17 protein-coding genes and 3 pseudogenes are annotated in these 25,658 nt (G+C 74.0%); 13 read left to right on the top strand and 7 right to left on the bottom strand.

Annotation, left to right across the window (positions count from 1 at the left end):
• Positions 1–18: 18 nt before the first annotated feature.
• Together P3T27_RS22695 and P3T27_RS22690 are read right to left on the bottom strand one after the other, a co-directional pair.
• Positions 19–282: a ferredoxin gene (locus tag P3T27_RS22695; RefSeq protein ID WP_280681280.1), complete on the bottom strand. Its 264-nt coding sequence runs from the start codon at positions 280–282 to the stop codon at positions 19–21.
• Positions 279–1,496, bottom strand: a complete 1,218-nt coding sequence (locus P3T27_RS22690) for a cytochrome P450 (protein WP_280681277.1) — start codon at positions 1,494–1,496, stop codon at positions 279–281. The genes P3T27_RS22695 and P3T27_RS22690 overlap by 4 nt, the downstream gene beginning before the upstream one ends.
• A 643-nt stretch (positions 1,497–2,139) precedes the next feature.
• Between P3T27_RS22690 and P3T27_RS22685 the strand changes: the two genes are divergently transcribed.
• From P3T27_RS22685 to P3T27_RS22675, 3 genes are all read left to right on the top strand, one after another.
• Complete coding sequence (locus tag P3T27_RS22685; protein WP_280681275.1) at positions 2,140–3,225, top strand: S-(hydroxymethyl)mycothiol dehydrogenase; 1,086 nt, start codon at positions 2,140–2,142, stop codon at positions 3,223–3,225.
• A gap of 73 nt (positions 3,226–3,298) precedes the next feature.
• The gene (locus P3T27_RS22680) at positions 3,299–3,928 is read left to right on the top strand and encodes an MBL fold metallo-hydrolase (protein ID WP_280681273.1); all 630 of its coding nucleotides are present in this window, start codon (positions 3,299–3,301) and stop codon (positions 3,926–3,928) included.
• A gap of 80 nt (positions 3,929–4,008) precedes the next feature.
• On the top strand, positions 4,009–4,410 hold the full coding sequence (locus tag P3T27_RS22675; protein WP_280681271.1) for a TIGR03618 family F420-dependent PPOX class oxidoreductase: 402 nt from the start codon (positions 4,009–4,011) through the stop codon (positions 4,408–4,410).
• Between the two features lie 10 nt (positions 4,411–4,420).
• Here P3T27_RS22675 and P3T27_RS22670 read toward each other — a convergent pair.
• Positions 4,421–4,510: pseudogene (locus P3T27_RS22670) on the bottom strand (DUF664 domain-containing protein); the annotation flags it as partial.
• A gap of 142 nt (positions 4,511–4,652) precedes the next feature.
• Here P3T27_RS22670 and P3T27_RS22665 point away from each other — a divergent pair.
• A pseudogene (locus P3T27_RS22665) lies at positions 4,653–5,030 on the top strand (helix-turn-helix domain-containing protein); the annotation flags it as partial.
• A gap of 9 nt (positions 5,031–5,039) precedes the next feature.
• Here the strand turns inward: P3T27_RS22665 and P3T27_RS22660 are convergent.
• The 4 genes from P3T27_RS22660 to eccCa form a co-directional block, all read right to left on the bottom strand.
• On the bottom strand, positions 5,040–5,228 hold the full coding sequence (locus P3T27_RS22660) for a hypothetical protein (protein ID WP_280681606.1): 189 nt from the start codon (positions 5,226–5,228) through the stop codon (positions 5,040–5,042).
• Between the two features lie 199 nt (positions 5,229–5,427).
• Positions 5,428–8,205: a BTAD domain-containing putative transcriptional regulator gene (locus P3T27_RS22655; protein ID WP_280681270.1), complete on the bottom strand. Its 2,778-nt coding sequence runs from the start codon at positions 8,203–8,205 to the stop codon at positions 5,428–5,430.
• A gap of 140 nt (positions 8,206–8,345) precedes the next feature.
• Positions 8,346–11,180 (bottom strand): hypothetical protein, encoded by a 2,835-nt coding sequence (locus P3T27_RS22650; RefSeq protein WP_280681269.1) that lies wholly within the window; start codon positions 11,178–11,180, stop codon positions 8,346–8,348.
• 76 nt (positions 11,181–11,256) lie between these two features.
• Positions 11,257–15,237: a type VII secretion protein EccCa gene (gene eccCa, locus P3T27_RS22645; RefSeq protein ID WP_280681254.1), complete on the bottom strand. Its 3,981-nt coding sequence runs from the start codon at positions 15,235–15,237 to the stop codon at positions 11,257–11,259.
• Positions 15,238–15,541: 304 nt separating this feature from the next.
• Here eccCa and eccD point away from each other — a divergent pair, with 304 nt between their 5' ends.
• The 9 genes and pseudogenes from eccD to P3T27_RS22600 form a co-directional block, all read left to right on the top strand.
• Entirely contained in the window at positions 15,542–16,933 is a 1,392-nt protein-coding gene (gene eccD, locus P3T27_RS22640; RefSeq protein ID WP_280681252.1) for a type VII secretion integral membrane protein EccD, read from the top strand.
• A 50-nt stretch (positions 16,934–16,983) separates the two neighbouring features.
• Positions 16,984–18,432: a type VII secretion protein EccB gene (gene eccB / locus P3T27_RS22635; protein ID WP_280681250.1), complete on the top strand. Its 1,449-nt coding sequence runs from the start codon at positions 16,984–16,986 to the stop codon at positions 18,430–18,432.
• 104 nt (positions 18,433–18,536) lie between these two features.
• Complete coding sequence (locus P3T27_RS22630; protein ID WP_280681248.1) at positions 18,537–18,881, top strand: hypothetical protein; 345 nt, start codon at positions 18,537–18,539, stop codon at positions 18,879–18,881.
• Positions 18,882–18,950: 69 nt separating this feature from the next.
• The gene (locus tag P3T27_RS22625) at positions 18,951–19,235 is read left to right on the top strand and encodes a hypothetical protein (RefSeq protein WP_280681245.1); all 285 of its coding nucleotides are present in this window, start codon (positions 18,951–18,953) and stop codon (positions 19,233–19,235) included.
• Positions 19,236–19,274: 39 nt separating this feature from the next.
• Positions 19,275–19,736: a hypothetical protein gene (locus P3T27_RS22620; RefSeq protein ID WP_280681243.1), complete on the top strand. Its 462-nt coding sequence runs from the start codon at positions 19,275–19,277 to the stop codon at positions 19,734–19,736.
• 69 nt (positions 19,737–19,805) lie between these two features.
• Positions 19,806–22,136 carry a hypothetical protein gene (locus P3T27_RS22615; RefSeq protein ID WP_280681588.1) on the top strand — a complete coding sequence of 777 codons (2,331 nt, stop codon included), beginning with the start codon at positions 19,806–19,808 and terminating at the stop codon, positions 22,134–22,136.
• A gap of 38 nt (positions 22,137–22,174) precedes the next feature.
• Entirely contained in the window at positions 22,175–22,642 is a 468-nt protein-coding gene (locus P3T27_RS22610; RefSeq protein WP_280681241.1) for a YbaB/EbfC family nucleoid-associated protein, read from the top strand.
• Complete coding sequence (locus P3T27_RS22605) at positions 22,635–22,937, top strand: hypothetical protein (protein WP_280681240.1); 303 nt, start codon at positions 22,635–22,637, stop codon at positions 22,935–22,937. Before P3T27_RS22610 ends, P3T27_RS22605 begins: the two co-directional genes overlap by 8 nt.
• 77 nt (positions 22,938–23,014) lie before the next feature.
• Positions 23,015–25,658 (top strand): annotated as a pseudogene (locus P3T27_RS22600) (hypothetical protein); the annotation flags it as partial.

Below are 25,658 nucleotides of genomic sequence, written 5' to 3'. Positions count from 1 at the left end.
GGCGGCACCGGGGCGGGGTCACTCGGCCGGGGCGATCCGGTGGCCGCCGAGCGCCGAGTGGAGGGTGAGCGCCTCGACCGGGCAGAAGTCGACCGCCTCGGTCAGCGCCTCCGTCAACTCCGCGCCGCCGGCCGCGTACTCGGCCACCGGCTCGGCCAGCCCGTCGGCGCCGAGCGCCAGCGAGCCGGGGGCGCTGAGGGCGCACATCCCGGAGCCGATGCAGCGGTCCCGGTCGACCCGGACGACCACCGGGTCGGCGCCCGTCTCTGATCGGGCCGTCACCAGGAGACCTGGAGGGACTCGGGGCTGCGGGTGAGCAGACCGCGCCGCCAGTCGATCCCCTCGATGGGCCCGGTCAGGCGCAGCGAGGGCAGCCGGCGGGCCAGGCGGTGCAGGGCGAGTTCGAGCTCCATCCGGGCCAGCCAGGCGCCCAGGCAGTGGTGCGGCCCGGCGCCGAAGGTCAGCATCGGCGCCGCCAGCGGGGAGAACAGCTCGGTCAGCAGGTCCCCGGTGAAGACCGACGGGTCCTGGTTGGCGGCGCCGGTGTCGGCGGCGACGACGCTGCCGGCCGGGATCACCACCCCGCCGATCTCGACGTCCTCGATGGTGCGGCGCAGCAGTCCGGGCGTGTGCTGGACGTCGCCGAGCGGGACGGCGCGCAGGATCTGCTCGGTCGCGGCGGTGGCGCTGGCCTCGTCGGCGGCCAGCCGCTGCCAGGCCTCGCGGCCGTCGGAGAGCAGGTAGACCAGGGCGTTGCCGAGGCTGGTCATGGTGGTCTCGTGGCCGGCCACGACGAGGCCGATGACCAGCGTGACCAGCTGCCCCTCGGTGATCGAGCCGTCCTCGGCGGCGGCCGCGAGCAGGCTGCTGACCAGGTCCTCGCCGGGGTCGGCGCGACGGTCGGCGATCACGGCGGCGCCGAAGCCGGCGAACTCGGCCATGGCGGTGCCGATCTCCTCGGCCGTGTAGGCGGTGGCGGAGAGCGCGTGGTCGCTCCAGTGCGCGAGCTTCTTGCCGTCCAGGTTGTCCAGCCCCATCAGCCGGCTGATCACCTGGACCGGGAGCGGGCGGGTGTAGCCGGCGACGATGTCGGCGGGGGAGCCGTGGTCGATCAGCTCGTCGATCAGGGCCTCGATCACCGAGGCGACCCAGGGCCGCCAGCGGGCGATGGCACGCGGGGTGAAGGCCCGTTGCACGGTGCGGCGCAGCCGCTGGTGCTCGGTGCCGTCGATGTTCAGCATGCTCTGCGGGTCATCCAGGATGTTGGGGATGACGGTGATCTGCGGCGCGTCCGGGGCGTACAGCGGGGCGCGGCCCAGACGGGGGTCGGTCAGCACCTGCCGCACGTCCGCGTGGCGGCTGACCAGCCAGACGGGGGTGCCGGTGGGCAGCGCGGCGAGCCGGGGCGGGCCGGGCTCCAGGCGGCGCAGGCAGTGCATCGGGATGAGCGGGACGGTGCCGGTTCCGGCACCGGTCGCACTGTTCTCGGCGGACATCCGTACTCCAGACTCCAGGGCGGGGGGCCGCGCGGTGCGGCCCGACGGGGGGTGGAACCGGGATGGTGCGGGGACGGGTGGGGCGGGCCGGCGGCTCGGCTCGGGCCGGGTTCGGGTGGACCGGGACGAAGGTGGATCGGTGGAACGGGTGGATCGGAGGAACGGGTGGGTCGGGACGGGGCGAAGGGGCGAAGGGCCGATCGGTGGGATGGATGGCGCGAATCGTGCGACGGCGGACGGTCGGTACGCCTCGGCACGGACGGTTCGCGGTGGCGCACCGTCGGGTGGGGCGAGTGTGCTGAGCGTGGTCGAGTGGACCGCTTCTGCTACGACCGTACGTGGGCCGCGGTGCGTGCGTCAGCGGCACTTCCAGCCAACGGCGGTCCTTTCCGGGCACTTCGGGGCTCGCTGACGGGCGCTCGGCGCCGCCCGTGCGCCCCGCTCGCCGGGCCGGGCCGGGTGACCGGCGGATATCTCGGCGGCATATGACGGTCGATCCGGCCGTCCCGGCCGCCGCGGTGAGCCGGATCACCCCGCCCGTTCCGTCGGTGGCCGCCGCAACGGGCGCTACGCTTCGTGGGCAGTCGTTTGTCGCAGGTCACGCCGGTGCAGAGCCGCATCGGCCGACGGAGGTGGATTTCGGATGGCCCAGCAGGTCAAGGCAGTCATCGCGCGCGCCAAGGGCGCGCCCGTGGAGGTGACCACGATCGTGGTGCCGGACCCTGGCCCGGGCGAGGCGGTGGTCAGGATCCAGGCCTGCGGCGTCTGCCACACCGACCTGCACTACCGCGAGGGCGGCATCAACGACGAGTTCCCGTTCCTGCTCGGCCACGAGGCGGCGGGCATCGTCGAGTCGGTCGGCGAGGACGTCACCGAGGTCGCGCCCGGCGACTTCGTCGTCCTCAACTGGCGCGCGGTGTGCGGCCAGTGTCGCGCCTGTCGGCGTGGCCGCCCGCAGTACTGCTTCGACACCCACAACGCCAAGCAGAAGATGACGCTGCTGGACGGCACCGAGCTGTCCCCGGCGCTGGGCATCGGGGCGTTCGCCGAGAAGACCCTGGTCGCGGCCGGCCAGTGCACCAAGGTGGACCCGGAGGCCTCGCCGGCCGTCGCCGGCCTGCTGGGCTGCGGTGTGATGGCAGGCCTCGGCGCCGCCATCAACACCGGGGGCGTCGGCCGCGGCGACTCGGTCGCGGTGATCGGCTGCGGTGGCGTCGGCGGCGCGGCCGTGATGGGCTCCCGCCTCGCGGGCGCGGCCCGGATCATCGCCGTCGACATCGACGACCGCAAGCTGGAGACGGCGCGCCGGCTCGGCGCCACCCACACCGTCAACTCCCGCACCACCGACCCGGTCGAGGCGATCCGCGAGCTGACCGGTGGCAACGGCGCGGACGTGGTGGTGGAGGCGGTCGGCCGTCCGGAGACCTATCAGCAGGCGTTCTACGCCCGCGACCTCGCCGGCACCGTCGTCCTGGTCGGCGTGCCCACGCCGGAGATGACGCTGGAACTGCCGCTGCTCGACGTGTTCGGCCGCGGCGGCGCGCTGAAGTCCTCCTGGTACGGCGACTGCCTGCCCTCCCGGGACTTCCCGATGCTGATCGACCTGTACCTCCAGGGCCGCCTGGACCTCGGCGCGTTCGTCACCGAGACCATCGAACTCGACGCGGTGGAGCAGGCGTTCGAGCGCATGCACCAGGGCGACGTGCTCCGCTCGGTGGTGGTCCTGTGAACGAGCGTAGCGAGCGAACCGTCGAGAGGTGCGCGTGGGGCGAAGCGCCTGCCGAGCGAAGCGAGGTGGACGCATGAGCGCCCGCATCGACCGGCTGGTGACGGCCGGGACCTTCGAGCTCGACGGCGGCAGCTGGGAGGTGGAGAACAACGTCTGGATCGTCGGCGACGACGAGGAGGCGGTGGTGATCGACGCCGCGCACGACGCCGACGCGATCGAGGCCGCGCTCGGCGGGCGCCGACTGCTGGCGATCGTCTCCACCCACGCGCACAACGACCACATCGACGCCGCACCGGCGCTCGCGGCCCGCACCGGCGCGCCGATCCTGCTGCACCCGGACGACCTGCCGCTGTGGAAGCTCACCCACCCCGAGCGCCTCCCGGACGGCGAACTCGCCGACGGGCAGCGGATCGAGGTGGCCGGCACCGCGCTGACCGTCCTGCACACGCCGGGCCACGCCCCGGGCGCGGTCTGCCTGTACGCACCGGAGCTCGGCACCGTCTTCACCGGCGACACCCTGTTCCACGGCGGCCCGGGCGCGACCGGCCGGTCGTTCTCGCACTTCCCGACCATCATCGACTCGATCCGCGAGCGGCTGCTGTCGCTCCCGGCCGAGACGGTGGTCCGCACCGGCCACGGCGACCCGACCACCATCGGCGCCGAGGCCCCGGCCCTGCCGGACTGGATCGCCCGCGGGCACTGAGCGCGTTCACCGAACGCGCAGTGAGCACCGTACGGCCCCTGGAAGCAGCACCCTGCTCCGGGGGCCGTACGATCGCGACCATGTCCCACGACCCGCGTGACCTCGACGACGCCTTCCTCGCCTTCTGGCGCGAGCGTCACATCGCCACCCTGACCACCGCCCGCCCGGACGGCTCGCCGCACGTGGTGCCGGTCGGCGTGACGTACCAGCCGGAGACCGGGACGGCCCGGGTGATCACCAGCCGCACCAGCCGCAAGGCGCGCAACGTGGCGGCGGCCGGGCCACAGGGCCTGCGGGTCGCGGTCTGCCAGGTGGACCGGGCGCGTTGGTCGACCCTGGAGGGCGTGGCCGTGGTCCGGGACGAGCCGGAGCAGGTCGTCGATGCCGAGCGGCGCTACACCGAGCGCTACCGCGAGCCCCGGGTGAACCCGGACCGGGTGGTCATCGAGATCGCCGTCGACCGGGTCCTCGGCCGCGCCTGAGACCCACCCGTCAGGCGCGGTCGTGGTCCCCCGCCGCGCCGTCGATGAGCTCGCGCAGGATGTCGACGTGGCCCGCGTGCCGCGCGGTCTCCGTCGCTATCCCTCTTCTCCCAGGGAATCCCGGCCTTCAGGCCGGGCGGGAATGGGTCCTTGACACGGAGGCGCGGAGCGGCGGAGCGCAGTGCGCACTGTCAGTGACGTGTGGCATGTTGATCACCTCAACGGCCGAGGGGGTGTGCCCAATGATCCGCGCGTACAAGTTCCTCATGAGGCCCACCGTGGGACAGGCCCAGGCCCTCGGGGAGATGCTGCGCGACCACTGCTCGCTGTACAACGGGGCGCTCCAGGAACGCCGGGACGCCTACCGGCACATCTCGAAGACGAGCATCCGGTACGGCGATCAGTCGGCGCAGCTCAAGGACATCCGGGCGTTCGACCCGGAGCGTCACGGGCGTTGGTCGTTCAGCTCGCAGCAGGCGACGCTTCGCCGTCTCGACAAGGCGTTCCAGGCGTCCTTCCGGCGGGTCAAGTCCGGGGACACCCCCGGCTACCCGAGGTTCCGGGGCGTCAGCTGGTTCGACACGGTGGACTTCCCCAAGGACGGCGACGGCCGCCGCTGGTCCCGGTCATCAGGTGGTCGCGGTTGGTGTTGGTGTTGCCTGCATGAACACCACGACGTGCTGAATGTCCGCCAGCCGCCCGGGCCGGGCCGGCGCGGCGAGTGCCTGCTGGATGCTGATCGGGAGGGCGGACAGCACGGCGGCCGCCGCCGCGCCGCCGAGCAGGCTGCGGCGCGACAGTTCGGGCATCGGACTCATCGGGTGGGGCTCCTTGCTGACGGGCGCCGGGCCATCTGTTCGACCCGGACGAGCCTTGTTGTAAGGGACCGAGATGACCGGGGCCGGGGAGTTCGATGACGATCCGATGGCCGCCAAGGGGACCGGAGATGTACAGACAACTTGACGACTTGTCGAGGTGCGGGCCGGTTGGCGCACCGACCGGATGCGGCAGGCGGGGCTACCGCGGGGCCGTGCGGCGGGCGGGCTCGACGAGCTGACGGTCGAGGTGTTCGGCGCGGGGGGCGTCGCCGTGGGCGGTGTAGAGCTCGGCGGCGGCGTGGTGGTGGGTGGCGGCTTCGGCGGAGCGGCCGCCGACGGTGAGGAACTCGGCGAACTGCCGGTGGGCGAGGGCGTGCAGGCGGACGTTGCCGGTGGAGCGGCAGCGGTGGAGGGCGTCGTGCCAGGCGAGTTCGGCGCGGTCGCGGTCGCCGAGCGACTGGTGGGCGAGGGCTTCGCTGACCACTGCCCAGATGGCGGCGTTGGCGCTGGGCCGGTGGGGCAGCAGGGTGTGGGTCTCGCGGGCGTGGGCGAGGGCCGCGGCCGGGTCGCCGAGGCTGAGCTTGATCGCGGCGGCGTTGCTGAGGATGGTGGCGGCGTGTTGGCGCAGCCCGCTGCTCCGGACGAGGGCGAGGGCGGCCCGGGAGATCCGGTCCGCCTCGGCCGGGTCGCCGGACAGGGCGGTCATCGAGGAGAGGACGGAGAGGGCGTGGATGTGGCGGTCGCCGTCCTCGGGGGTGGTGCGGTCGACGGCCCGGGCGGCGAGGGGCAGCGCCTCGGCGACGTACCCGACGGTGCCGAGCGCGCAGGCGGTGGCGGCCTCCATCGCGGCGAGGCCCTCCCGACCGCCGTCGAGCCGGGCGGCGTGGAGGCCGGCCCGCAGGCAGGAGAGCCGGTCGACGACCCGGTCGGCGCCGTAGTACAGGACGGCGGTCACCTCGGCGAGGCGCCAGGCGCGTTCGTGGTCGCCGCGCTCGGCGGCGGCGGTGACCAGGGCCCGCAGGACCGGTTCCTCGGCGCGGCACCAGTCGAGGGTGGCGCGGACATCGGACAGGCGAGGGAGAGCCTGCGGGCCGGGGCCGGGCGGCCGGTACGGCCGGTAGTGGGGGTTGGTGCGCTGGACGGCGTGGCCGCCGGCGGCGAGCTCGTAGTCGGCGAGCCGTTGGAACGCCGTGTCCCGCCGTTCGGCGGGGAGGCCGTCGAACAGTTCGGCGCCGTAGAGGCGGACGAGGTCGTGGCGACCGTAGCGGCCGGGCGCGGGTTCGGTCAGCAGGTGGTGGGCGGCGAGGCTGCCGAGGGCGTGCCGGGCGGTCTCGGCGTCGGCGGCGAGCAGGGCGGCGGCCGCGGACACGTCGGTGGTGGTGCCGGGGTGCGCGGTGAGCAGGGCGAGGAGCCGGCGGGCGGGTCCGGGGAGGTGGGGGTAGGTGCGCGAGAGCGCGGTCCGGACGCTGACCGCGCCGCCGTCGGTGCGGAGGGCGGTGAGGCGGGTCCGTTCGTCGGCCAACTCGTCGACGAGGGAGGCGAGTTTCCAGCCGGGGCGGGCGGCGAGGCGGTCGGCGGTGATCTGCAGCGCCAGGGGGAGGCGGTCGCACAGTTCGATCAGCCGGGCGGCCGCCGCGGGCTCGGCGGCCACCCGCTCGGCGGTCAGCCGATGCTCCAGCAGGCGGTGCGCGTCGGAGGCGGGCAGTGCGTCGATGTGGAGCAGAGCGGCGCCGTCGGTGACGACGAGTTCCTCCAGGGTGTTGCGGCTGGTCAGGACCGTGACGCAGGCGGGTCCGGCGGGCAGCAGTTCGGTGGCCTCGGCGGCCGTGCGCACGTTGTCGAGGACCACCAGCAGCCGACGGCGTCGGGTGAGGGCGCGGAACAGGTCGGCCCGGGCGGCGAGGCCCTCCGGGACGGCCTGCTCGGGCAGGCCGAGGGAGCGGAGGAAGCGGCCGAGGATCTGGGCCGGGTCGGCGGGGCCCGCCGGATCGAAGCCGCGCAGGTCCGCGAAGAGGCGGCCGTCGGGGAAACCGGCGGCGGCGCGGTGGGCCCAGCGCAGGACGGTCGCGCTCTTGCCGACCCCGGCGGGGCCGACCACCACGGCGAGCCCGCCGCCGCCCTGCTCGGCCCGGCCGTGGTGGTCGAGCCACCGCTCCTCGGCTTCGCGGCCGACGAACCCGTCCGGCGCGGAGGGGAAGTGGCGGATCGTCGGGGCGCCGTCGGTGAGGGCTTCGCCGGCCTCGGTCAGCTCGGCCAGGGCGGCCCGGAGCTCCGGTCCAGGGCCGACGCCGAGTTCCTCGTCGAGCCGGGCCGTGGCCTGCCGGTGGAGGCGGACGGCGTCGGCGCCGCGCCCGCTCTGGTGCAGGCACCGGACCAGCAGGGCGGCGGTGGGTTCGCGCAGCCCGTCCGCGCGCACGCTCTGTTCCAGCGCCGGCACGGCCGCATGGCCGCGCCCGAGGCGCAGCAGGCATCGTGTCCACGCGGTGAGCAGCTCGGTCCGGGTGTCGTCGAGGCGGGCGGCGAGCGCGGCGGCGAGCGGGGTGGCGGGGAGGTCGGCGAGGGCCGCGCCGCGCCACAGCCGCAGGGCCCGCTCCAGCAGCGCGGCGGCGGTGGTGTCGTCGTCGGTGGCGGCGGCGCGCGCGGCCAGGGCTTCGGCGTGCAGGGCGTCGACGGCCTCGGGGTGCCCGGTGAGCCGGTAGCCGGGGGCGCTGGTGGTGATGGCGAGGCCCGAGCCGTCCAGCAGCCGGCGCAGGGTGGCGACGTGCCCCTGCAGCGCGGCTTTCGCGCGGGTGGGCGGCCGCTCGGCCCAGAGCAGTTCGAGGAGTTGGCCGACCGCGACGGTGCGGCCCAACTCCAGTGCGAGCAGGGCGAGTACGGCCCGCCGTTGCGCGCTGCCGACGGGGACGGCGGAGTCGGTGCCATCGTCCGCACCGGTGCCGTGCCGTAGCTCGACCGGGCCGAGCAGTCGTATCCCCATGTCTCCCGTCCCGCCGTCGTCCGGAGGGACCGGACAGGCCGTCGGGAAGTTTACCCGTGGGTAACCGGTGGTCGGCACCCCGTCGTCCGGGGAGTGCCGGACGTCGACCTGCCGTCAGGGCCTCTTCCGGGTGGGACCGATCACCGGCAGGTGGTGACACCCGGGGTGAGGTGGAGGCGCTCGGGGCGGGACGGGGGGCGGAGCTCGTCCGGGGAGAGGAGGTCGCGGCGCGACTGCCAGGCGAGCAGTCGGACGCGGGCCTGCTGGTCCCGGTCGTCCGCCGTCCCGGACATGGTGCCCGGGCCGACCTCGCGGAGCAGGACGCGGGTCGGGAGGTCCTCGCCGCCCGGCAGGACCTCCAGGACGGAGAACCACGAGCCGGGCGGGAACACCACCTCGGGCTCGCCGTCCTCGGAGATCACCGACGTGCGGCGGCCGGTGGCGGACCACACCAGGAACTCGACGGACGTCCCCGGCACGACCTCCGCCGCAGGCGTCCCGACCACCGGCGCGGGCTCCGCCAGCAGCGCTCCCGGCACGTAGTGGCGCAACTCCTCCTCGCCCGCGTCGGCGCCCAGCAGAACGGCGCCCCGGTGGTTCGGCAGCCGCCGCAGTCCGGACCCCAGACACGCCAGATACGGATCCAGTGGTCCGGAGCCGGGCCGGCGGGCCGCCTCGACCAGGTCTGCGTGGAAGGCCGGGACACCCGTGTCGGTGTGGTGCAGGTAGACCGCCGCGAGGTCACTCTTCAGGTCGTCCCGGGCGTGCGAGCGCAGCGCCGGGAGCCGCATCGCGACCTGCTCGGCGCGGCTGGCGCAGCGCTGGAAGTGCTCGCCCAGCAGTGCCCGGAAGGCGGTCCGCTCGGCGGCCGTGCTCGGCCGCCCGGAGACCGCCGTGCCGTCGGGCGTGAGGAGTCGGGCGGTGCGGGGGGCCTCGGGCGCGGTGCCGGCGCGGGGTGCGGGCTCCTCGGCGGTGTCGGGAGGTGTGGCCGGCTCAAGGTTCGGGGCGGCCTGCTCGGGGGCGGACCCGGGTTCGGCAGCGGACTCGGCGTCGGGGTGGGGGGCGGGGTCCGGCGCGGCGGCGGACTCGGCGTCGGGGGTGGTTCGGCGGATCGTGCCGTGGGCCGGCGGCTCGGGGGTGGGGGTGGGTGTGGGTGCGGGTGCGGGTACGGGGGTGGGTGCGGGTGTGGGTGCGGGCGCGCTCGTCGCGGTGGCGGACCGGCCCTCGGGGTCAGCGGTGTGGGTCCGGACGGCCGGGGCCGGTCCGATGGCCGCCGTGGCGGTCTGGACGGGCGGCTCGGGGGCGGTGACGGCGGGTTCGGCGGTGGCCTGCGGTGCGGGTGCGGGTGCGGGTGTGGGAGCGGGCGTGGGTGCCGGCGTGACCGTTGCCGCGACGATGGTGAACTCGCCTGCAGAGTCAGGCTGTTCAGCGAGCTCGGCAGGGGGCTGCGGGGTGGCCGGGAGGGCGGGCCGGGCGGGTTGTTCCGAGCGGAGGGCGCCTGGGCGGCGCGCGCCGTCGATCAGCAACTCGGGTGCGGTCGTGCCGGGGGCGGTGAGGGCTGCGCGCAGGTCGTCGAGGACGGCGAGCACCTCCGGGGGCACCGTTCGCCCGTCCGCCCCGGCGATCAGCAGCGGGTGGGCGGGGTCCGGGTCGCGCAGGCGTGGGCCGCGGTCCTGCGGCGGCTCCTCGGGGCGCAGCCACAGGCCGGCGGGCACGGCTTCAAGCCGCCAGCCCGTGACCGGGGACTCGTAGAGAGCGGGTCCGCAGGTGGCCGGGCCGTCGGAGGTGGTGCGCCAGGCGGAGGCGACGACGCGGTGCCGCTCCGGCGAGGCGGTGAGCTCGGTCAGCCACGGCTCCCAGCCGGGGGTGCCGTCCGCGGTCAGCACGCGGGAGGAGAGGCCGCTGGTGGTGCGCATGGGCAGGCCGACGGCGGCGCGGAGGTCGTGGCCGAGTTCGGCCGCGAGCCCGGCGGCAAGGGCGGTGAGCGCGGTGGTGGGGGCCCAGGGGGCGCTGAGCAGCAGGTCGGCCGAGGGGCCGGGGAGCAGGGCGCGGAGCCGGGCGGCGAGGTCGGCGGCCGGGGGCAGGGGTGTGCCCGGGTGCCCGACGACGAGGATCACCGTGTCCTCGCCCGCGGTGGCCCTGGTGAGCGGGCCAGGGGGGCCGTCGGGGTCGGGCTTGCTGCGGAACCAGTAGCCGTGCGGCAGCGCGGTGACCAGCGGGTCGGCGGCGCCGCCCGGCGGCGTGGCCGGGCCGCGCCGGACGGGCTCGGCGGGCTCGGCGGGCTCGGGCGTCGGCGGGACGGGCACGGCCGGGACGGACACCGCCACGGTCGGCTCGGCCGCCGCCACCGGGCTCGCCATCACCACGGTCTCCGCCGCTTCGCCGCCCGCCGGTTCCTCCGTCGGTGGATCGGCGGCCGGCTCCGTCGGCAGCGGCCAGACCGGCCCGAGCCGGCGCAGTTGTCCGGTCGGGGTGCAGAGCCACCAGGATGACGGCGCGTCGTCGGCCGGCCCGCTGGTCAGCAGGGTGCCGTCGGGCCGGAGGGTGACCAGCCCGTCCGGGGCGACGACGCCGAGGCCGGTCAGTTCGGCGATCCGTTCGGCGGGTCGGCGCCCGGTGTCCGGGGCGGTGGCCAGGCCGGAGGCGGCGAGGACGAGCGCGGTGGCGTCCCGGGTGGTGGCGGTGCGGGTCAGCTCGTCGAGCCGGCCGAAGAGGACGGCCGGCGCGTCGGGGGCGGCGGCGAGGACGGTGACGGTCCGGGCGACGTGGGTGAGCCGGGCCAGTGCCGCGGTCAGTGCCGCGGGTGGGGCGGCCGGGCCGGTGCCGTCCCCGCCACCGGGGGCGATGACGAAGTGCGGGCCCACCTGGTGCAGGGTGGCGGGCGTCGCGGCGGCGGAGTTCCGACGGAGGGTCAGCCGGCGTTTCGCCGGTGCGGCGCCGGGCGCGTCCCCTGCCGCTTGCGCTGATGTGCTCATCGTCCCGCCCTCCGTCCGCCCGGCCGCGTCTGCCGCACGTGTCACCCGGCTCTACGGCCCCCGTGCCCCTCCGGGTTCACCCCTCGTCCTCGTCCTCCTCCAGGACGGCGGTCTGCACCTGGACCGTGCGCCGGCGGGTGATGTGCAGGCCGCGCCCGGTCGGGAAGGCGCGGGGCTTGGTGGAGCCGAACAGGAAGCCCTCGCTGGGCGGGCAGGACAGCAGCACCACCGGGGTGTTGACCTCCTCCAGCTTGCGCAGCAGCTGGTCGGAGGAGGCCCGCCCGATGCCGTTGGCGCTGCGGGCGACGATCAGGTGCAGGCCGAGTTCGACGCCCTGCGCCAGGTAGTCGAGCAGCGGCGCGAAGGGGTGGTCGTGGAGGCCGCCGGGGGAGCCGGAGACCAGCTCGTAGTCGTCGACCACGATGAACAGTTCCGGCCCCTCCCACCAGTCGCGCAGCCGCAGCCGGGCCGGGGCGATGTCGGCGCCGGGCAGCCGGTTGGCCATGGCGCGGGCGGCGCCGTCGACGATCTGGCGCAGCACGTCCACGCTGACGGCGTGGCCCAGCCGGTACTCCTGGGGCACCGCCTCCTGCAGGACCCGGCGGTAGTCGATGAGCATGATCCGGGCCTCGTCGGGCCGGTACGCGCTGGTGACGGCGGCGGCGACGAGCTTCAGCAGGTTGGTCTTGCCGGCCTCGCTGTCGCCGACGACCAGCAGGTGCGGGCTCTCCTCGAAGTCGTGCCACAGCGGGGTGAGCGAGACGTCCTGGAGGCCGATCGGGATGCGCAGCCGGCCTTCGGGGGCGGGCAGGGCGGCGGCGGGCAGTTGCAGCGGCAGCATCCGGATCTCCGGTGCGCGCGGGCCGGTCCAGTGGTCGGCGACGGCGTCGACCAGGTCGGCGACGCCCTCGCCGAGGTCGGCGGCGGTGCCGCTGCCGTCCAGCCGGGGCAGGGCGGTGAGGAAGTGCATCTGGTCGGAGGTGAGGCCCCGGCCGGGGATGTTCGGCACGGTGCCGGCGGCCCGCATGTTGATGGCGGAGTCGACGGCGTCGCCGAGCCGCAGTTCGAAGCGGGTGCCGAGGAGGTCGCGCAGGGCGCTGGAGACCTCGCCCCAGCGGGTGGTGCCGACGATCAGGTGGATGCCGTAGTTGAGGCCGCGCTGGGCGATCAGGGTGAGCGCGGGGGCGAGGTCGGGGAACTCCTGGCGGATGGTGTTCCAGCCGTCGATGACGAGGAAGACGTCGCCGTGCGGCTCGTCGGGCAGTTCGCCGGCCGCGAGGCGGCGGCGGAAGGCGGAGACGGAGTCGATGCCGAGCTCGGCGAAGCGCTGCTCGCGCCGGCTCAGGATGCTGTTGACCTCGGCGATGGTGCGCAGCACCCGCTCGGGGTCGTGCCGCCCGGTGATGCCGCCGACGTGCGGCAGGCCGCGCAGCGAGGACAGCGTGCCGCCGCCGAAGTCCAGGCAGTAGAACTGCACTTCGCGCGGAGTGTGGGTGAGGGCGAGGGCGGTGATCAGGGTGCGCAGCAGGGTGCTCTTGCCGCTCTGCGGGCCGCCGGCGATGCCGATGTGGCCGCCGGCGCCGGAGAGGTCGGCGGTGAGCAGGTCGCGGATCTGCTGGAAGGGGCGGTCGATGACGCCCACGGGGACGGCCAGGGTGCCGCGGTCGGCCGCGCTCTCGGTGGTGAGGCCGTGCTCGGGGTGCGGGGCGAGGGGCGGCAGCAGCTGGTCGAGGGTGGGCGGGACGCCCAGCGGCGGCAGCCACACCTGGTAGGCGGGCGGGCCGGCGTCGGTGAGCTTCTCGGCGGCGAGGTCGAGCAGGGTGTGGGTCTGCTCCGGCGTCTCCTCGGGCTCCTCGGCGGCCGACGGGGCGAGGGGCTGACGCGGCGCCACGTAGGCGGTGCCGTACCGGGCGACCTGGCCGGCCGCCTGCTGGCGGGCGGCGGCGGCGCGCCGGGCCCGGTAGGGGCCGGAGACGTACGCGGCCTTGAACCGGGTCAGGGTGGCGATGTCGCTGCGCAGGAAGCCGTTGCCGGGCTGGGAGGGCAGCTGGTAGGCGTCGGGGACGCCGAGGACGCCCCGGCTCTCCATCGCGGAGAAGGTGCGCAGGCCGATCCGGTAGGACAGGTGGGACTCCAGGGCGTGCATCCGGCCTTCGTCCAGGCGCTGCGAGGCCAGCAGCAGGTGCACGCCGAGGGAGCGGCCGAGGCGGCCGATCATGATGAAGAGTTCCATGAAGTCGCGGTGCGCGGCGAGCAGTTCGCTGAACTCGTCGACCACCACGAACAGCGTGGGCATCGGCTCCAGCGGGGTGCCGGCGGCGCGAGCGGTCTCGTAGTCGAGCAGCGAGCTGTAGTTGCCGGCGGAGCGGAGCAGCTCCTGGCGGCGGACGAGTTCGCCGTGCAGGGCGTCGCGCATCCGGTCGACCAGGGCGGCCTCGTCGGCGAGGTTGGTGATCACCGCCGAGGTGTGCGGCAGCCGGTCGAGGCCGAGGAAGGTCGCGCCGCCCTTGAAGTCGACCAGGACGAAGTTGAGCACCTCGGAGGAGTGGGTGAGGGCCAGCGCCAGCACCAGGGTGCGCAGCAGTTCGGACTTGCCGGAGCCGGTGGCGCCGATCAGCATGCCGTGCGGGCCCATGCCGCCCTGGGCGGACTCCTTGATGTCCAGTTCGACCGGCGTGCCGTCGCCGGAGACGCCGAGCGGCACCCGTAGCCGGTCCCGGACGCCGCGTCCGGCCCAGCCCTGGGCGATCTCGTGCCGGTGCAGGTCGCGGATGCCGAGCAGGGAGGCGAGGTCGTAGTCGGTGGCCAGCGGCTCCCCGGCGTCCGCCGAGTCGCCGATCCGGTACGGGGCGAGCAGGGTGGCCAGCCGGCGGGCGGCCGTCCCGGACAGGGCGTCGGGCCGGCCGAGGTCGGTGACGTCGTCGCGGTGGTTGCGGTCGGCGCCGACCATGTCGAGTCGGCCGTCCTCGATCCGCAGCCGCAGCCGGAAGCGCAGCGGCTTCCATTCGAGGGTGTCGCCGAGGTCGATCAGGACGGCGTTGCGCCAGCCGGCCAGCGCGGCCCGGCTGGTGGCCCCGGCCTGGGGGCCGTCCAGCACGATCACGGTGAACGGCTCGTCCCGGCCGGGCTGGGTCTCCGGCTCGAACGGGGGCCGGCCGGCGAACTCGCCGCCGAGCAGCTGCTCGATCTCCACCACGGATCCCGCGACCAGCCGCACCGGACCGACCCCGTCGGTGTCCTCGGGGTGCAGGGCGTGCGGCAGCCACTTGGTCCACTCCCACTCGGCCTGGTGCTCTGCGTCGGTGACGACGGCGATCCGCAGCTCGTCGGGGGCGTGGAAGAGCGCCAGCTGCGCCAGCATGGCGCGGGCCAGGGCGCGGGTCGCGGCCCGGTCGTCGCCGCGCAGCAGGACCTGCGCGTACCCGCGCAGGTAGACGGCGATGGGCTGGTCGGCGACGGTGCCGTAGGCGTTGATGAACCGGCGCAGCGCGTGCGCGCACAGCGGTTCCAGGTCCTCCACCGGCTTGGTGGACAGCGGTGCCAGCCGTACCGCGAGCCGCTGGTGCCCGAGGCCGATCCGGACGTCGCCGAAGTCGGGGTGGGTGCTGCGCCGCTCCCACAGCCGGGAGGTGCGGGCGAGCGAGGCGAGCGTGTCGGGGGCGGGGTGGCGCCAGGCAAGCGCCTCCTGCTGGCGGGCGATGTGGCCGCGCACCTGGCGGCGGACCTGGGAGAGGTAGCGCAGGTAGTCCCGGCGTTCGGCGCGCAGTTCGCGCTTGCGGTCACTGGCGCCGCGGATCAGCTGGGTGACCAGCATGCCAACGGCGGACAGCGCCATCATGCCGATCGCGACGTAGGTCAGGACGCCGCCGCCGTCGCCGGGGCGCAGGAAGACGAACACCATCGAGAGCGAGCTGAGCGCCATCGGCGCCATCGCGATCATGTTCGACATACCGCTCTGCGCCTCGGGGAGGACGGGCGGCTCCTGCAACTGGATCTCGCCGTCGGGCATCGCCGGGCCAGGGCGCCGCGGCGGACGGTCGACCAGCACCACACTCAACGAAGGGCTCCTCGCGCAGGGGAACGGCCGCTCGGTGCTTCGGCGGCCCGGGACGCGCACCGTCCACCCGGGACGACGGGCGGCGGGCCCGGCCGGGTTCACCCGGTTCGCCGGGAACGCTCGCGGTGCTGCCGGGAACGCTCGCCGGGAACGGCCGCGCGAACGGATTCCGCCACGCGCTGAACCCCGCGGGCGCCACCGGCCGTCCCTCCTGGTGAGGTGACGCCCGGGCTCGTCCTCCCCCAGGCGCTCCCGGGCCGTCACCTCGCCACGCCGTTCGGAGGCCAGGGCAAAAGGGAGAAGTGTGAACGGGAGCGCGACCGGCACCGCCGTCGCCGGACTGTGCCGACTGAGGTTCCGGACGCCGGAGGCGGTCCTGGAACTCGCCGTCCCCGCCGATGTACCGCTGGCCGACCTGCTGCCGGCCGTCCTCGCGCAGGCCGGCCCCGAGCTGGAGGAACAGGGCGTCGAGCACGACGGCTGGGTGCTGCAGCGCCTCGGCGGCCCGCCGCTGGACGAGGAGCTCGGCGCCGACGCGCTCGACCTGCACGACGGGGACGAGCTCTACCTGCGCCCGCGCCGCGACGCCCTGCCCGAGGTGCACTACGACGACCTGGCCGACGGCGTCGCCACCGGCATGCGGGCCCGTTCCGACACCTGGCGCCCGGCGCTCACCCACCACGTGGCGCTCGGACTGGCCGTGGCCGTCCTGGCCGGCGGGCTCGCGGTGCTGCTGCTCCCCGGCCCGGCGCAGACGCGCGCCCTGGCCGCCGCCGTCACCGGCCTGCTGCTGCTGCTGGGTGCGCTGAGCGCCTCCCGGGCGGTCGGCGACGCCGGCGCGGGCACCGCGCTCGGCGCCATGGCGGTGCCCTACCTCGCGATGGCCGGGGCGCTGCTGCCGGCCGGTGGCGGGGCCGGCGCGGTCGGTGCCCGGATGCTGGCGGGCGGCTGCGCGGCCGCCGGGGCGGCGGTGCTGGCGCTGGCCGCCGTCGGCTGCTCGGCGCCGCTGTTCCTCGGCGTGGTGCTGTTCGCCCTGTACGTCATGGTGGCGGGCGGGCTGACGCTGGGCGGGGAGGGCGGCCCGCAGGTGGCGGCCGTGCTGGCGGTGCTCGCGGTGATCCTCGGGGCCTTCGTCCCGGGCATCTGCTTCCGCCTGTCCGGGCTGCGGCTGCCCGCGCTGCCGCGCAACGCCGAGGAGCTCCAGGAGGGCATCGCCCCGGTCCCGAGCGCCACCGTCCGCAGCCGCAGCGACGTCGCCGACGGCTTCCTGACCGCCTTCCACCTGGCGCTCGGCACGGTCCTCACGGGATGCGTGACGCTGGTGGCCGGCGAACCCGGTTGGGCGGCCACGACCCTGACGGTGACCCTGTCCGTCCTGCTGCTGCTGCACTCCCGGGCGATCGGCAGCATCCCGCAGCGACTGTCCGTCCTGCTGCCCGGCGCCTACGGCCTGGCGCTGCTGCTCGGCCACCTGGCCCTCGGCGAGGGGACCGGGGGCCGCCTGCTGGTGCTGGTCGGCCTGCTCGCCCTGGCGGCCGCCCTGGCCGTCGTCTCCTGGACGATCCCCGGGCGCCGGCTGCTGCCCTACTGGGGCCGGGCCGCGGACCTGCTGCACACCGCCGCGGCGATGGCGGTGATCCCGCTGGCCCTGGCCGTGGCCGGGGTCTACCACGAGCTGCGCGCCCTGGCCGGCTGAGCCGACCCTGACGGACCCTCACCTTCCGCCGCCCCGAGGAGAACCACGAGATGCAGTCGAAGCGCGACCAGGTGCAGGCCCACCTGTTCGTGATGGGCAGGCTCGCCACCGGCATGCTGCGCGGCGAGCCCGATGCCGCCGACACCCCGGCCGGGCGCACCTCGCGGGGCACCGTCATCGGGGTGATCATCGCCGTGCTGGTGTGCCTGGGGGCCGCCGTGTTCGGGGCGCTCGTCCCCGGCGGCGCCACGGGCTGGCAGAAGCCCGGCACCCTGGTGGTGGTCAAGGAGAGCGGCGTCCGCTACCTCTTCCTGGACGGCAGCCTGCACCCCGTCCTGAACGAGGCCAGCGCCCGGCTGCTGGCCGGCGACCAGCTGGTGGTCGACCAGGTCAGCGTGCACTCGCTGGCCGACACCCCGCGCGGCGCCCCGATCGGCATCCTCGGCGCCCCCGACGGCCTGCCCGGGGCCGACCAGCTCGCCGACGCGCCCTGGCTCGCCTGCGCCGTCAGCACGCCCGGACCGTCCGGCGGCCGCCTCCCGGAGCTGGCCCTGGCGGTCGGCCCGGGCCGCCGCGGCACCGGCCTGACGGACGGCCAGGGCGCCCTGGTCTCCGCCCCGGACGGTGCCGTGTACCTGCTCTGGCACGGCCGCCGGCTGCGCCTGGACACCGCCAACGGCGCCCGCCAGGCCCTCGGCCAGACCGCCGTCGCCCCCTACCCGGTGACGGCGGCCTTCCTCAACGCGCTGGCCGCCGGCCCGGACCTGGCCGCCCCCGACCCGGCGGACCGCGGCAAGCCCGGCCCGCAGCTCGGCACCCACGCCACCCGGATCGGCCAGCTGTTCACCGGCCCCGGCGGCGACCCCTACCTGCTGACCACGGCCGGGCTCGCCCCGCTCAGCCGGATGGCCTTCGAGCTGCTGCGCAACGACCCCCGCACCCAGAACGCCGCCTACGCGGGCGAGGCCGTCGCCCCCGCGCAGCTCGGCCCGGCCGACCTCACCGCGCACACCGCGCCCGCCCCGGCCGCCCCCGCCGCGGCCGGGCTGCCCACCGCGCCGCCCGAACTGGTGACGGTCCCCCAGGGCCGGGGCGTCTGCGCGGACCTGAGGCTCACCGACCAGGCGCCGACCACCTCCGTCACCCTGGTCGACACCGGTGCCGTCGCGGGCCCGCCGCCGGCCGCCCAGCCGGGCGTGGACCCGGCCTGCGCCGGCGCCGACAGCATCGCCGTCAAGCCCGGCGGCGGCGCCCTGGTCCGGGCGCTGTCCAGCGCGGGCGTCGGCGCCACCCTCTACCTGGTCACCGACGCCGGGGTGAAGTACCCGCTGGCCTCCGTCGCGGCCGTCAAGCAGCTCGGCTACGGCGAGACCGTCCCGTCGGCCGTCCCCGAGGCCCTGCTGTCCCTGCTGCCGACCGGGCCCAGCCTCGACCCGGCCGCGCTGACCGGCGCCGCGACCCCCGCGCCGCGGCCCTCAGGACCGGCCTGTTCGAGGTGAACCTGTGTCCGCCACGGGCCCGTTGAAGCAAATGGACCGGGTCGGCCGACCCGCCCGCGCGGCACCCGCCGCAGCCGGGAATCCGCACCGAGGAAGGGAAAGCAGTGAGCACTCCCATCGTTCAGACAGACGACGCGGCCGTTAAGGCCGTGATGGCGACCCTGGACAACCACATCCAGGCCATGATGAACGCCGGTCAGCGCGTCCAGGACGTCAACGACGAGGTCCAGCAGCACTTCAAGGCCGCGTGCAGCACCGCCTACCAGGGGAAGATCCACGACTGGCAGGAGCGGTACCAGCAGCTCAAGAACGCCTACCAGAGCTTCCAGGGGCGCTTCTCCGCCGGGCACGTCCAGATCAACAACGCCCACGACCAGGCCTTCGACGTCAACAACGGCTGGGGCGGCGGCGGTCCGGGGTCCGAGGTCTACAAGGGCCTCAACCCCTGATCCCACCCCCGCCGACCCACCGGACCGGGCCACCCCGGGCCGGACCCCAGCCGACCGAAAGGACCAGCCATGGCAAGCATCGAACTCCACCACGCCAACATCGACGAGGCGGCGGACGCCCTGACCCAGGCCGGCAGCGGTATGCACGCCGCGATGCAGGACTGCCTGCAGGCCATCCAGACCGCCGAGCACCAGCTCAAGGGTGACCTGGCCGCCGCCGCCCACTCCTTCTACCAGGTGCTGGCCGGACAGGACGCCGCCATGACCGACGACATCACCAAGGGCGCCGACGTCCTGCGCACCATGCACGGCCTGCTCCGCGACGCGGACCGGCGCGGTGCGGCGGGTATCTGATGACGGCCACGGAGCGGCTCGACCGGAGGGGCGGGTGCGATGTCCACTGATCCGGTGCTGCCCGCGCCCCCGCCAGGGCCTTCGAAGCCGGACCACGGCCACACGCTCAGCGTCAACCACGACGACCTGGAGTACTTCGCCAACACGATCCTGCCGTCCTACCTGAGCCAGTTGGAGACCGACCCGGGCTACTCGGCCATGCTGGGCTTCAGCGGCCAGGGCACGGCGGCCAAGGACCACCACTACGTCGCGCTGCTGGCAGGGAACTTCGACGGCGGCACCAACCTGCAGAAGGGGTTCGCGCATCTGGCGGGCTCCGTGGTGGGCGACTTCAAGATCTTCCACAACCAGATGGAGAAGGCCCGGCTCGACGTCCTGGACTTCCTCAAGACGATGGACACCGCTCACGACGAGGCCCTGACGGCCGCCGAGGTGATGCAGATCCTGCAGGACGTCATCGGCGCCGGTGGTGGCGGCGGTGGTGGAGGCGGCGGGAAGTAGTGGATTCCCCCTCCTGATCGGCCCCCTGAACCCCTGAACCCTCCTACTCGTCTGGAGACCCTCGTGTCCATGCTCTGGGAGGCGGTCCTCGCCGCCTTCGAATCCAAGCAGTCTCCGGTCGGGATCACCAAGCGGGAGGACGTCGCGGGACCGAAGGCCGCTCCCTGGCTGACCGGGAAGATGACCGTCGAGAACGGGTACTTCGACCCGAACGACGCCTCCACCCATTCGTACCTGAAGGACGGTTCGGGGACGGGTGACCCGTCCGTCTGGTGGGCGATGAACTTCTACGACGGCACCGCGAACAACAACACGGGGGGCCCGCGCCACTTCAAGATCAACGTCTACATCGACTACAGCAAGTGGGGGAACGACCCCAGCGGCGTGCTCTCCAAGTTCAACCACCAGGCCGAGCTGATCCTCGGCCCGATCCGGCCGGACGTCCCGACCACGGTGGCTCCGGACGCCAAGCAGGGCGAGTTCCCGATCAGCACCCGCGGGAACGACACGATCGACCCGCAGAGTCTGGTGGCCGGGGCCAAGGCGATCGACGACACCACCAAGTGGCTGTCGACACAGGCCGAGGAGTTCCGCAAGTGGGCCGACCAGATCGACGGCCCGGGCGACACGTGGGAGGGGGACGCGGCGGGCGAGTTCAAGAAGCTCCTTGAGCGGTTCGCCGTCGAACTCGACGACCTGAGCCACCAGTTGGTCGGAGCCGGCTACGGGCCGTACCTCAAGTTCGCGGCGCAGCGGATCGGCGTCGCCATCGAGGCCGTCAACGCGGCACAGGTGGCCTGGTACGCCGTCGGATTCCCGTACCAGTGCATCCTGGAGGTACTGCGGGAGGAGATGGGCAAGGCGCCCATGTACTGGACGGCGGACAGCACCTGGAAGTACGACACCTCCTCGCTGGGCGACCCCCGCACTGACGCCTTCTACACCGCACTCGACGCGAAGGCCAAGCTGAGGTGGCTGGAGAAGGTCGCCACCCTTCTGGACAAGCCCGGTGACGACGCGATGACGGCGCTGGGGACCGCGTACGAGCCGCTGATCTCCAAGCTCGGCTTCGACCTCCTGCCGGTCGGCATCACGCTGCCCCCGAAGGCCGTGCCCGACCCCAACAACCCCGACGCGCCTCCGCCGCCCGGCACCGGCGGCAACGACAAGTTCAACATCGGCGACGGCAGCGGGGGCAGCGGCGGGGGCAGCGGCGGGGCCGGTGGCGGGGGCGGCGGCGCCGGGAACAAGTTCAACCTCGGCGACGGCGCCGGGGGCACCGGCGGTGGCGGGGGCGGCGGCAACGGGAACAACCTGCACATCCCCCCGCCGATCATCGGTGGCAGCGGCGCCGGCGGGAACGGCGGCGGCGCCGGTGGCGGTGCCGGTGGCGGCACCGGTGCCGGGACGCCGATCCGCGACAAGGACGGCAACGTGCTCCTGGACAAGGACAAGAAGCCGATCCTCCTCCCGCCCGGCGGCTACCTCTCGGGCGGCAAGGTGTACGACGCCAACGGCAAGGAGGTGCTGGACAAGGACGGCAAGCCGATCGTCGTGCCGCCCGGCGCGAACGTGCCGGCGGGCACCGGCGGCGGGATCTACGGCCCCAACGCCAAGGTGCCGAAGGGCTCGACCATCCGCGAGGACGGCACGGTCGTCGACGCCGACGGCAAGCCCGTCCTGGACTCCCAGGGCAACCCGATCGTGGTGGAGAAGGACTCCTCGATCGCCGAGGACGGCACCCTGCTGGACGCCCAGAAGAAGCCGATCTCCGACTACATCCAGCGCTCGCGGGACCTCCAGCACGCCTGGACCACGGCCGGCGGCACCGGCAGCGGCGGCGGTGGAACCATCACCTGGGGCGGTGACATCGGCGGCGGTGCGCGCCCGCCGTCCACCGGCGCGCCCTGGACCCTGGACCTGGGGACCGGCGGCAGCGGCCTCGACCAGAACGGCGGCATCGGCTCGTTCGGCTCCTACCCGGGGCTGTTCAGCGGCGTGGGCGGAGGAGGGGGCGGCCTCAGCACCTCCGGCGGCAGCCCCCGGATCCTCAACACCTCCAGCGGGGTCGGCCCCCAGGTGGCGGAGAACGGCGGACTGCCGCCCGCGCCGAAGGTCGGCGGCACCGGTGCCGGCGCGGGTGCCGGTGCCGGCGCGGCCGCCGCGGAGAAGTCCGCGATGAGCCAGAAGGCCTCCGCGCTCGCCGCCGAGGAGGCCGCCGCGATGCGCGGCCGCTCGGTGAACACCAGCGGCGGCGGGATGCCCATGATGCCTCCGATGGGCGGCGGCATGGGTGGCGGCCAGGGCGAGAAGGGCCGTCAGCGGACCACCTGGCTGGCCGAGGACGAAGAGGTCTGGGGCACCGACACCGGTGCGGTCAGCGGAGTGATCGGCCGCTGAGCCGGCCTCGCGTTTCGAGAGTGGAAAGGAACACGGAGATGACGTTCTCGTTCGAGGAGCAGCTCGCCCAGGCGATGGCGGCCATGGAGGAGCAGCAGGCCAAGATGGCCGAGATGGCCCGGGAACTGCAGGTGGCCACGGCCTCGGCGACGACCAAGGACCGGATGGTCACCGCGAAGGTCGGCGCGCAGGGCGAGGTGCTCGCGCTGACCTTCCACACCACCGCCTACCAGGAGATGGCTCCCGCCGAACTGGCCGCCGTCCTCAAGGACGTGCTGAACGAGGCCAAGGCCCGGATGGGCGAGCGGATCAGCCAGTCGATGCGTTCCTTCGACGGGGTCGGCGAGACGCTGCGCCTGGCGGTCACCGGCGAGCGCGAGGAGGACCCGCTGCTGTCGGCGCTGGGCGGTCTGGACCTGGACGCGCTGCTGGCGCCGCTCACCGCGATGCGGCCGGGAGCCGACCGGGCCAGGACCTCCCACAAGCAGGACGAGTTCAATGGCTAAGCAGCTGAGGAAGCTTGAGGACCTGAAGGAAGCGTTCACCAAGTTCGACGACATGTCCGCGTTCGTCGACAAGATCTACGGCGAGGTCGACAACGTCAACATCATGAACAAGACGGCGGCCGGCTCCGACGAGATCGGCAAGCAGTACCACGAGAAGGTGGACGAGCCGACCGCCAACCTGCTCGAACTGGTCGGTTCCATCAGGGACAAGCTGGCGAGCGTCGGGAGGCACGGCGTGAGCACGGCCAACCTGTTCGACTCGACCGACGAGCACAACACCGAGCTGGTGAAGTGACCCGCCGATAGCGCCGGACGGCGCCGTTCCCCACCCGCACCGCACTCAGCAGGCTTCGCAGCCGGAGGCTCCCCGCCATGGCCCACTCCTCGATGAACGTCTCGCCCGGCGTCGCGACGTTCTTCCACATCCTCACCGGGATGCCGTGGCCGGAGTCCAACGAGGGGGCGTTGCGGGACGTCCGGGACGAGTACGCGACGCTCGCCGAGGAGCTGCCGCAGCTCAAGACCTACATCGCGGATCTGGTGGCCGCGTGCCGGAAGCAGTTCGAGGGGGAGGCCGCCGAAGCCTTCGAACGCGAGATGGGGCGGTTCATCGGCGACGGGAGCGACACCGACTACGTCGGTGTCGCGACCGAACTCTGCAAGCAGCTCAGCGGGTTCGCGGGAAAGGTCGCGAACACCGTCGAGTACACGAAGTGGATGATCGTCGGCCAGATCATCCAGCTGCTGATCGAGATCGCGCTGGCCATCTTCTGGTCCCCGTTCACCGGCGGCGCCTCGCTCCTCGCGGTCGAGCCCGGCAAGCAGGTCGTCAAGACGATCATCATCAACCTGCTGAAGAAGCTCCTCCAGGTGATCCTGATGCACACCTTCTTCGGTGTGGTCGGCGGCCTGGTGATGGACGGGATCATCCAGGGCATCCAGTTCGGGCGGGGCGACCGCCACGAGTGGGACAAGGACCTGACCAAGCAGGCCGCGATCTTCGGCGCGATCAGCGGCGTCATCGCCGGTCCGCTGCACCTGCTGGGCATGGGCCTGGGCAAGCTCTTCGGCAAGATGTTCGGAAAGCTCTTCGTCTCGAAGGAACTGAGTGCCTCGCTGAAGAGCCTGGCCACCGGGCTCGCCAAGGGCGGGGCCAAGGACCTGGAGAAGCTCGGGGCCAAGGAGCTCGCGAACCTCGGCGCCAAGGAACTGAAGAACCTCGGGTCCAAGGAACTCGGCAACCTCGGTGGCAAGGAAGCCGGGAACCTCGGGGGGAAGGAGGCCGGGTCGGGCGCCGGTCGGGCGATCGGCGACAAGACGGCGAACGAGTTCGCCAACAGCCTCGACAAGATCCTGCGGGAGCACTCCAACTACCTCTCCAAGGGCTTCGCGGCCGCCGGCAAGACCGGCGCCAAGGCCGGGTCCCAGTTCACGAAGAGCATGGCGGAGGCCTTCGAGAAGCATCTCGGCGCCGCCCTCGGCAAGGACCTCGCCCGCGAGCTGGGAACGAAGTTCGGCAAGGAGTTCGCCGAGAAGTGGGCCAAGTCGCCGGGGGCCCGCGCGGGCCTGGCCGCCACCCTGCGCGAGATCGCGAACAGTTCCAAGATCGCCAACGGAGAACTCCGGGTCCTGGCCGAGAAGCTGCCCGAACTCGCCGGCCGTGTCGACAAGATGAACAAGATGTTCGTGCTCGGCCACGCGCTCGGCGAACAGGTCAAGATGGGCGTCAACCAGTACCTGAGTGAGGGCTTCTACAACCTGATCTTCGAACCGAACCACGAGTTCTCGGCCAGCGGTTCGAGCTTCCTCGCCGGCTTCCTCATGGGCGGCGCGCGTCACCTGCTGCACGGCGTCACCTCGCCCCTGATGACCAAGTACGTCAACTTCGTCCGGGACCTCCAGCACGCCGACATCCCCCACGACGGCAGCAAGTACTTCCACCCGCTCCACCCCCTCACCCTGCTGTCCGTGGCCACCAACCTGTCGGGCCACGCCGTGCCGTTCCCGGTGCCCAGGCTCGGCGAGCGCCTCCCCGCCCCTGCCGAGGGCGGCGCGCACCTGACCAGCACCGAGGGCGGCGGCCACACCCCCTCGCTCACCCCGCCGTCCGGCTCGCACCGCACCGACGGCGGGCCCAGCACCGAGGGCGGGTCGAAGACGGACGGCGGGTCGACGGGCTCGAAGTCGACGGTCGGCGCGGAGGCGCCGGGCGGGGACAAGACCTCCAAGCCCGGCTCGCAGACCGGCACCGGCGGCCGGACCGCCCCGGACCCCGCCACCCCCCGCCCCACCGAGTCCGGGGGCGACCAGGGCAAGAAGACCGGTGGCACCACGGCGCCGGCGGGCGGCGGCGAGCCGAACAAGCCGCTTCCGAACAGGCCGGATCCGAGCAAGCCGCTTCCGGATAGGCCGGATCCGAGCAAGCCGGACCCGATCAAGCCGGACCCGATCAAGCCGGATCCGAGCAAGCCGCTTCCGGATAGGCCGGACCCGAACAGGCCGGACCCGATCAAGCCGGATCCGAGCAAGCCGCTTCCGGATAGGCCGGACCCGAACAGGCCGGACCCGATCAAGTCGGACCCGAACAAGCCGCTTCCGGATAGGCCGGACCCGAACAGGCCGGACCCGAAGACGCCCGACCCGAACCCTGATCACAAGCCGGGCCCGATCAAGCCCGACCCGAACCCTGATCACAAGCCGGGCCCGAAGACGCCTGACCCGAACCCATCGAAGGACGGCGGCGGCGACGGACCGCCGCCCAAGACCGAGGGCGGCCCGGGCGACCGGAAGGATCCCGGCCCGAACGGTCCTGACAAGGACGTACCCAAGTCCGAGTTCGAACTCCAGCGGGAACGCGTCCGGGAACAACGCCTACAGGGTGAGGCGGATCGCGTTCGGTTTGAGGAGGCTCGGAGGGCGAGGGAGGCTGCGGAGGCGGCCAAGCGGTCCCAGGCGGATGGTGAGGCGCCCAAGGGGCCGGAGGGTGGGGAGAAGGAGCCGCTGCCCGATCCCGCGT

The sequence above is a fragment of the Kitasatospora sp. MAA19 genome (genome assembly GCF_029894125.1).
GTDB lineage: Bacteria > Actinomycetota > Actinomycetes > Streptomycetales > Streptomycetaceae > Kitasatospora.
This window is presented reverse-complemented; position numbering and strand designations above follow the sequence as displayed.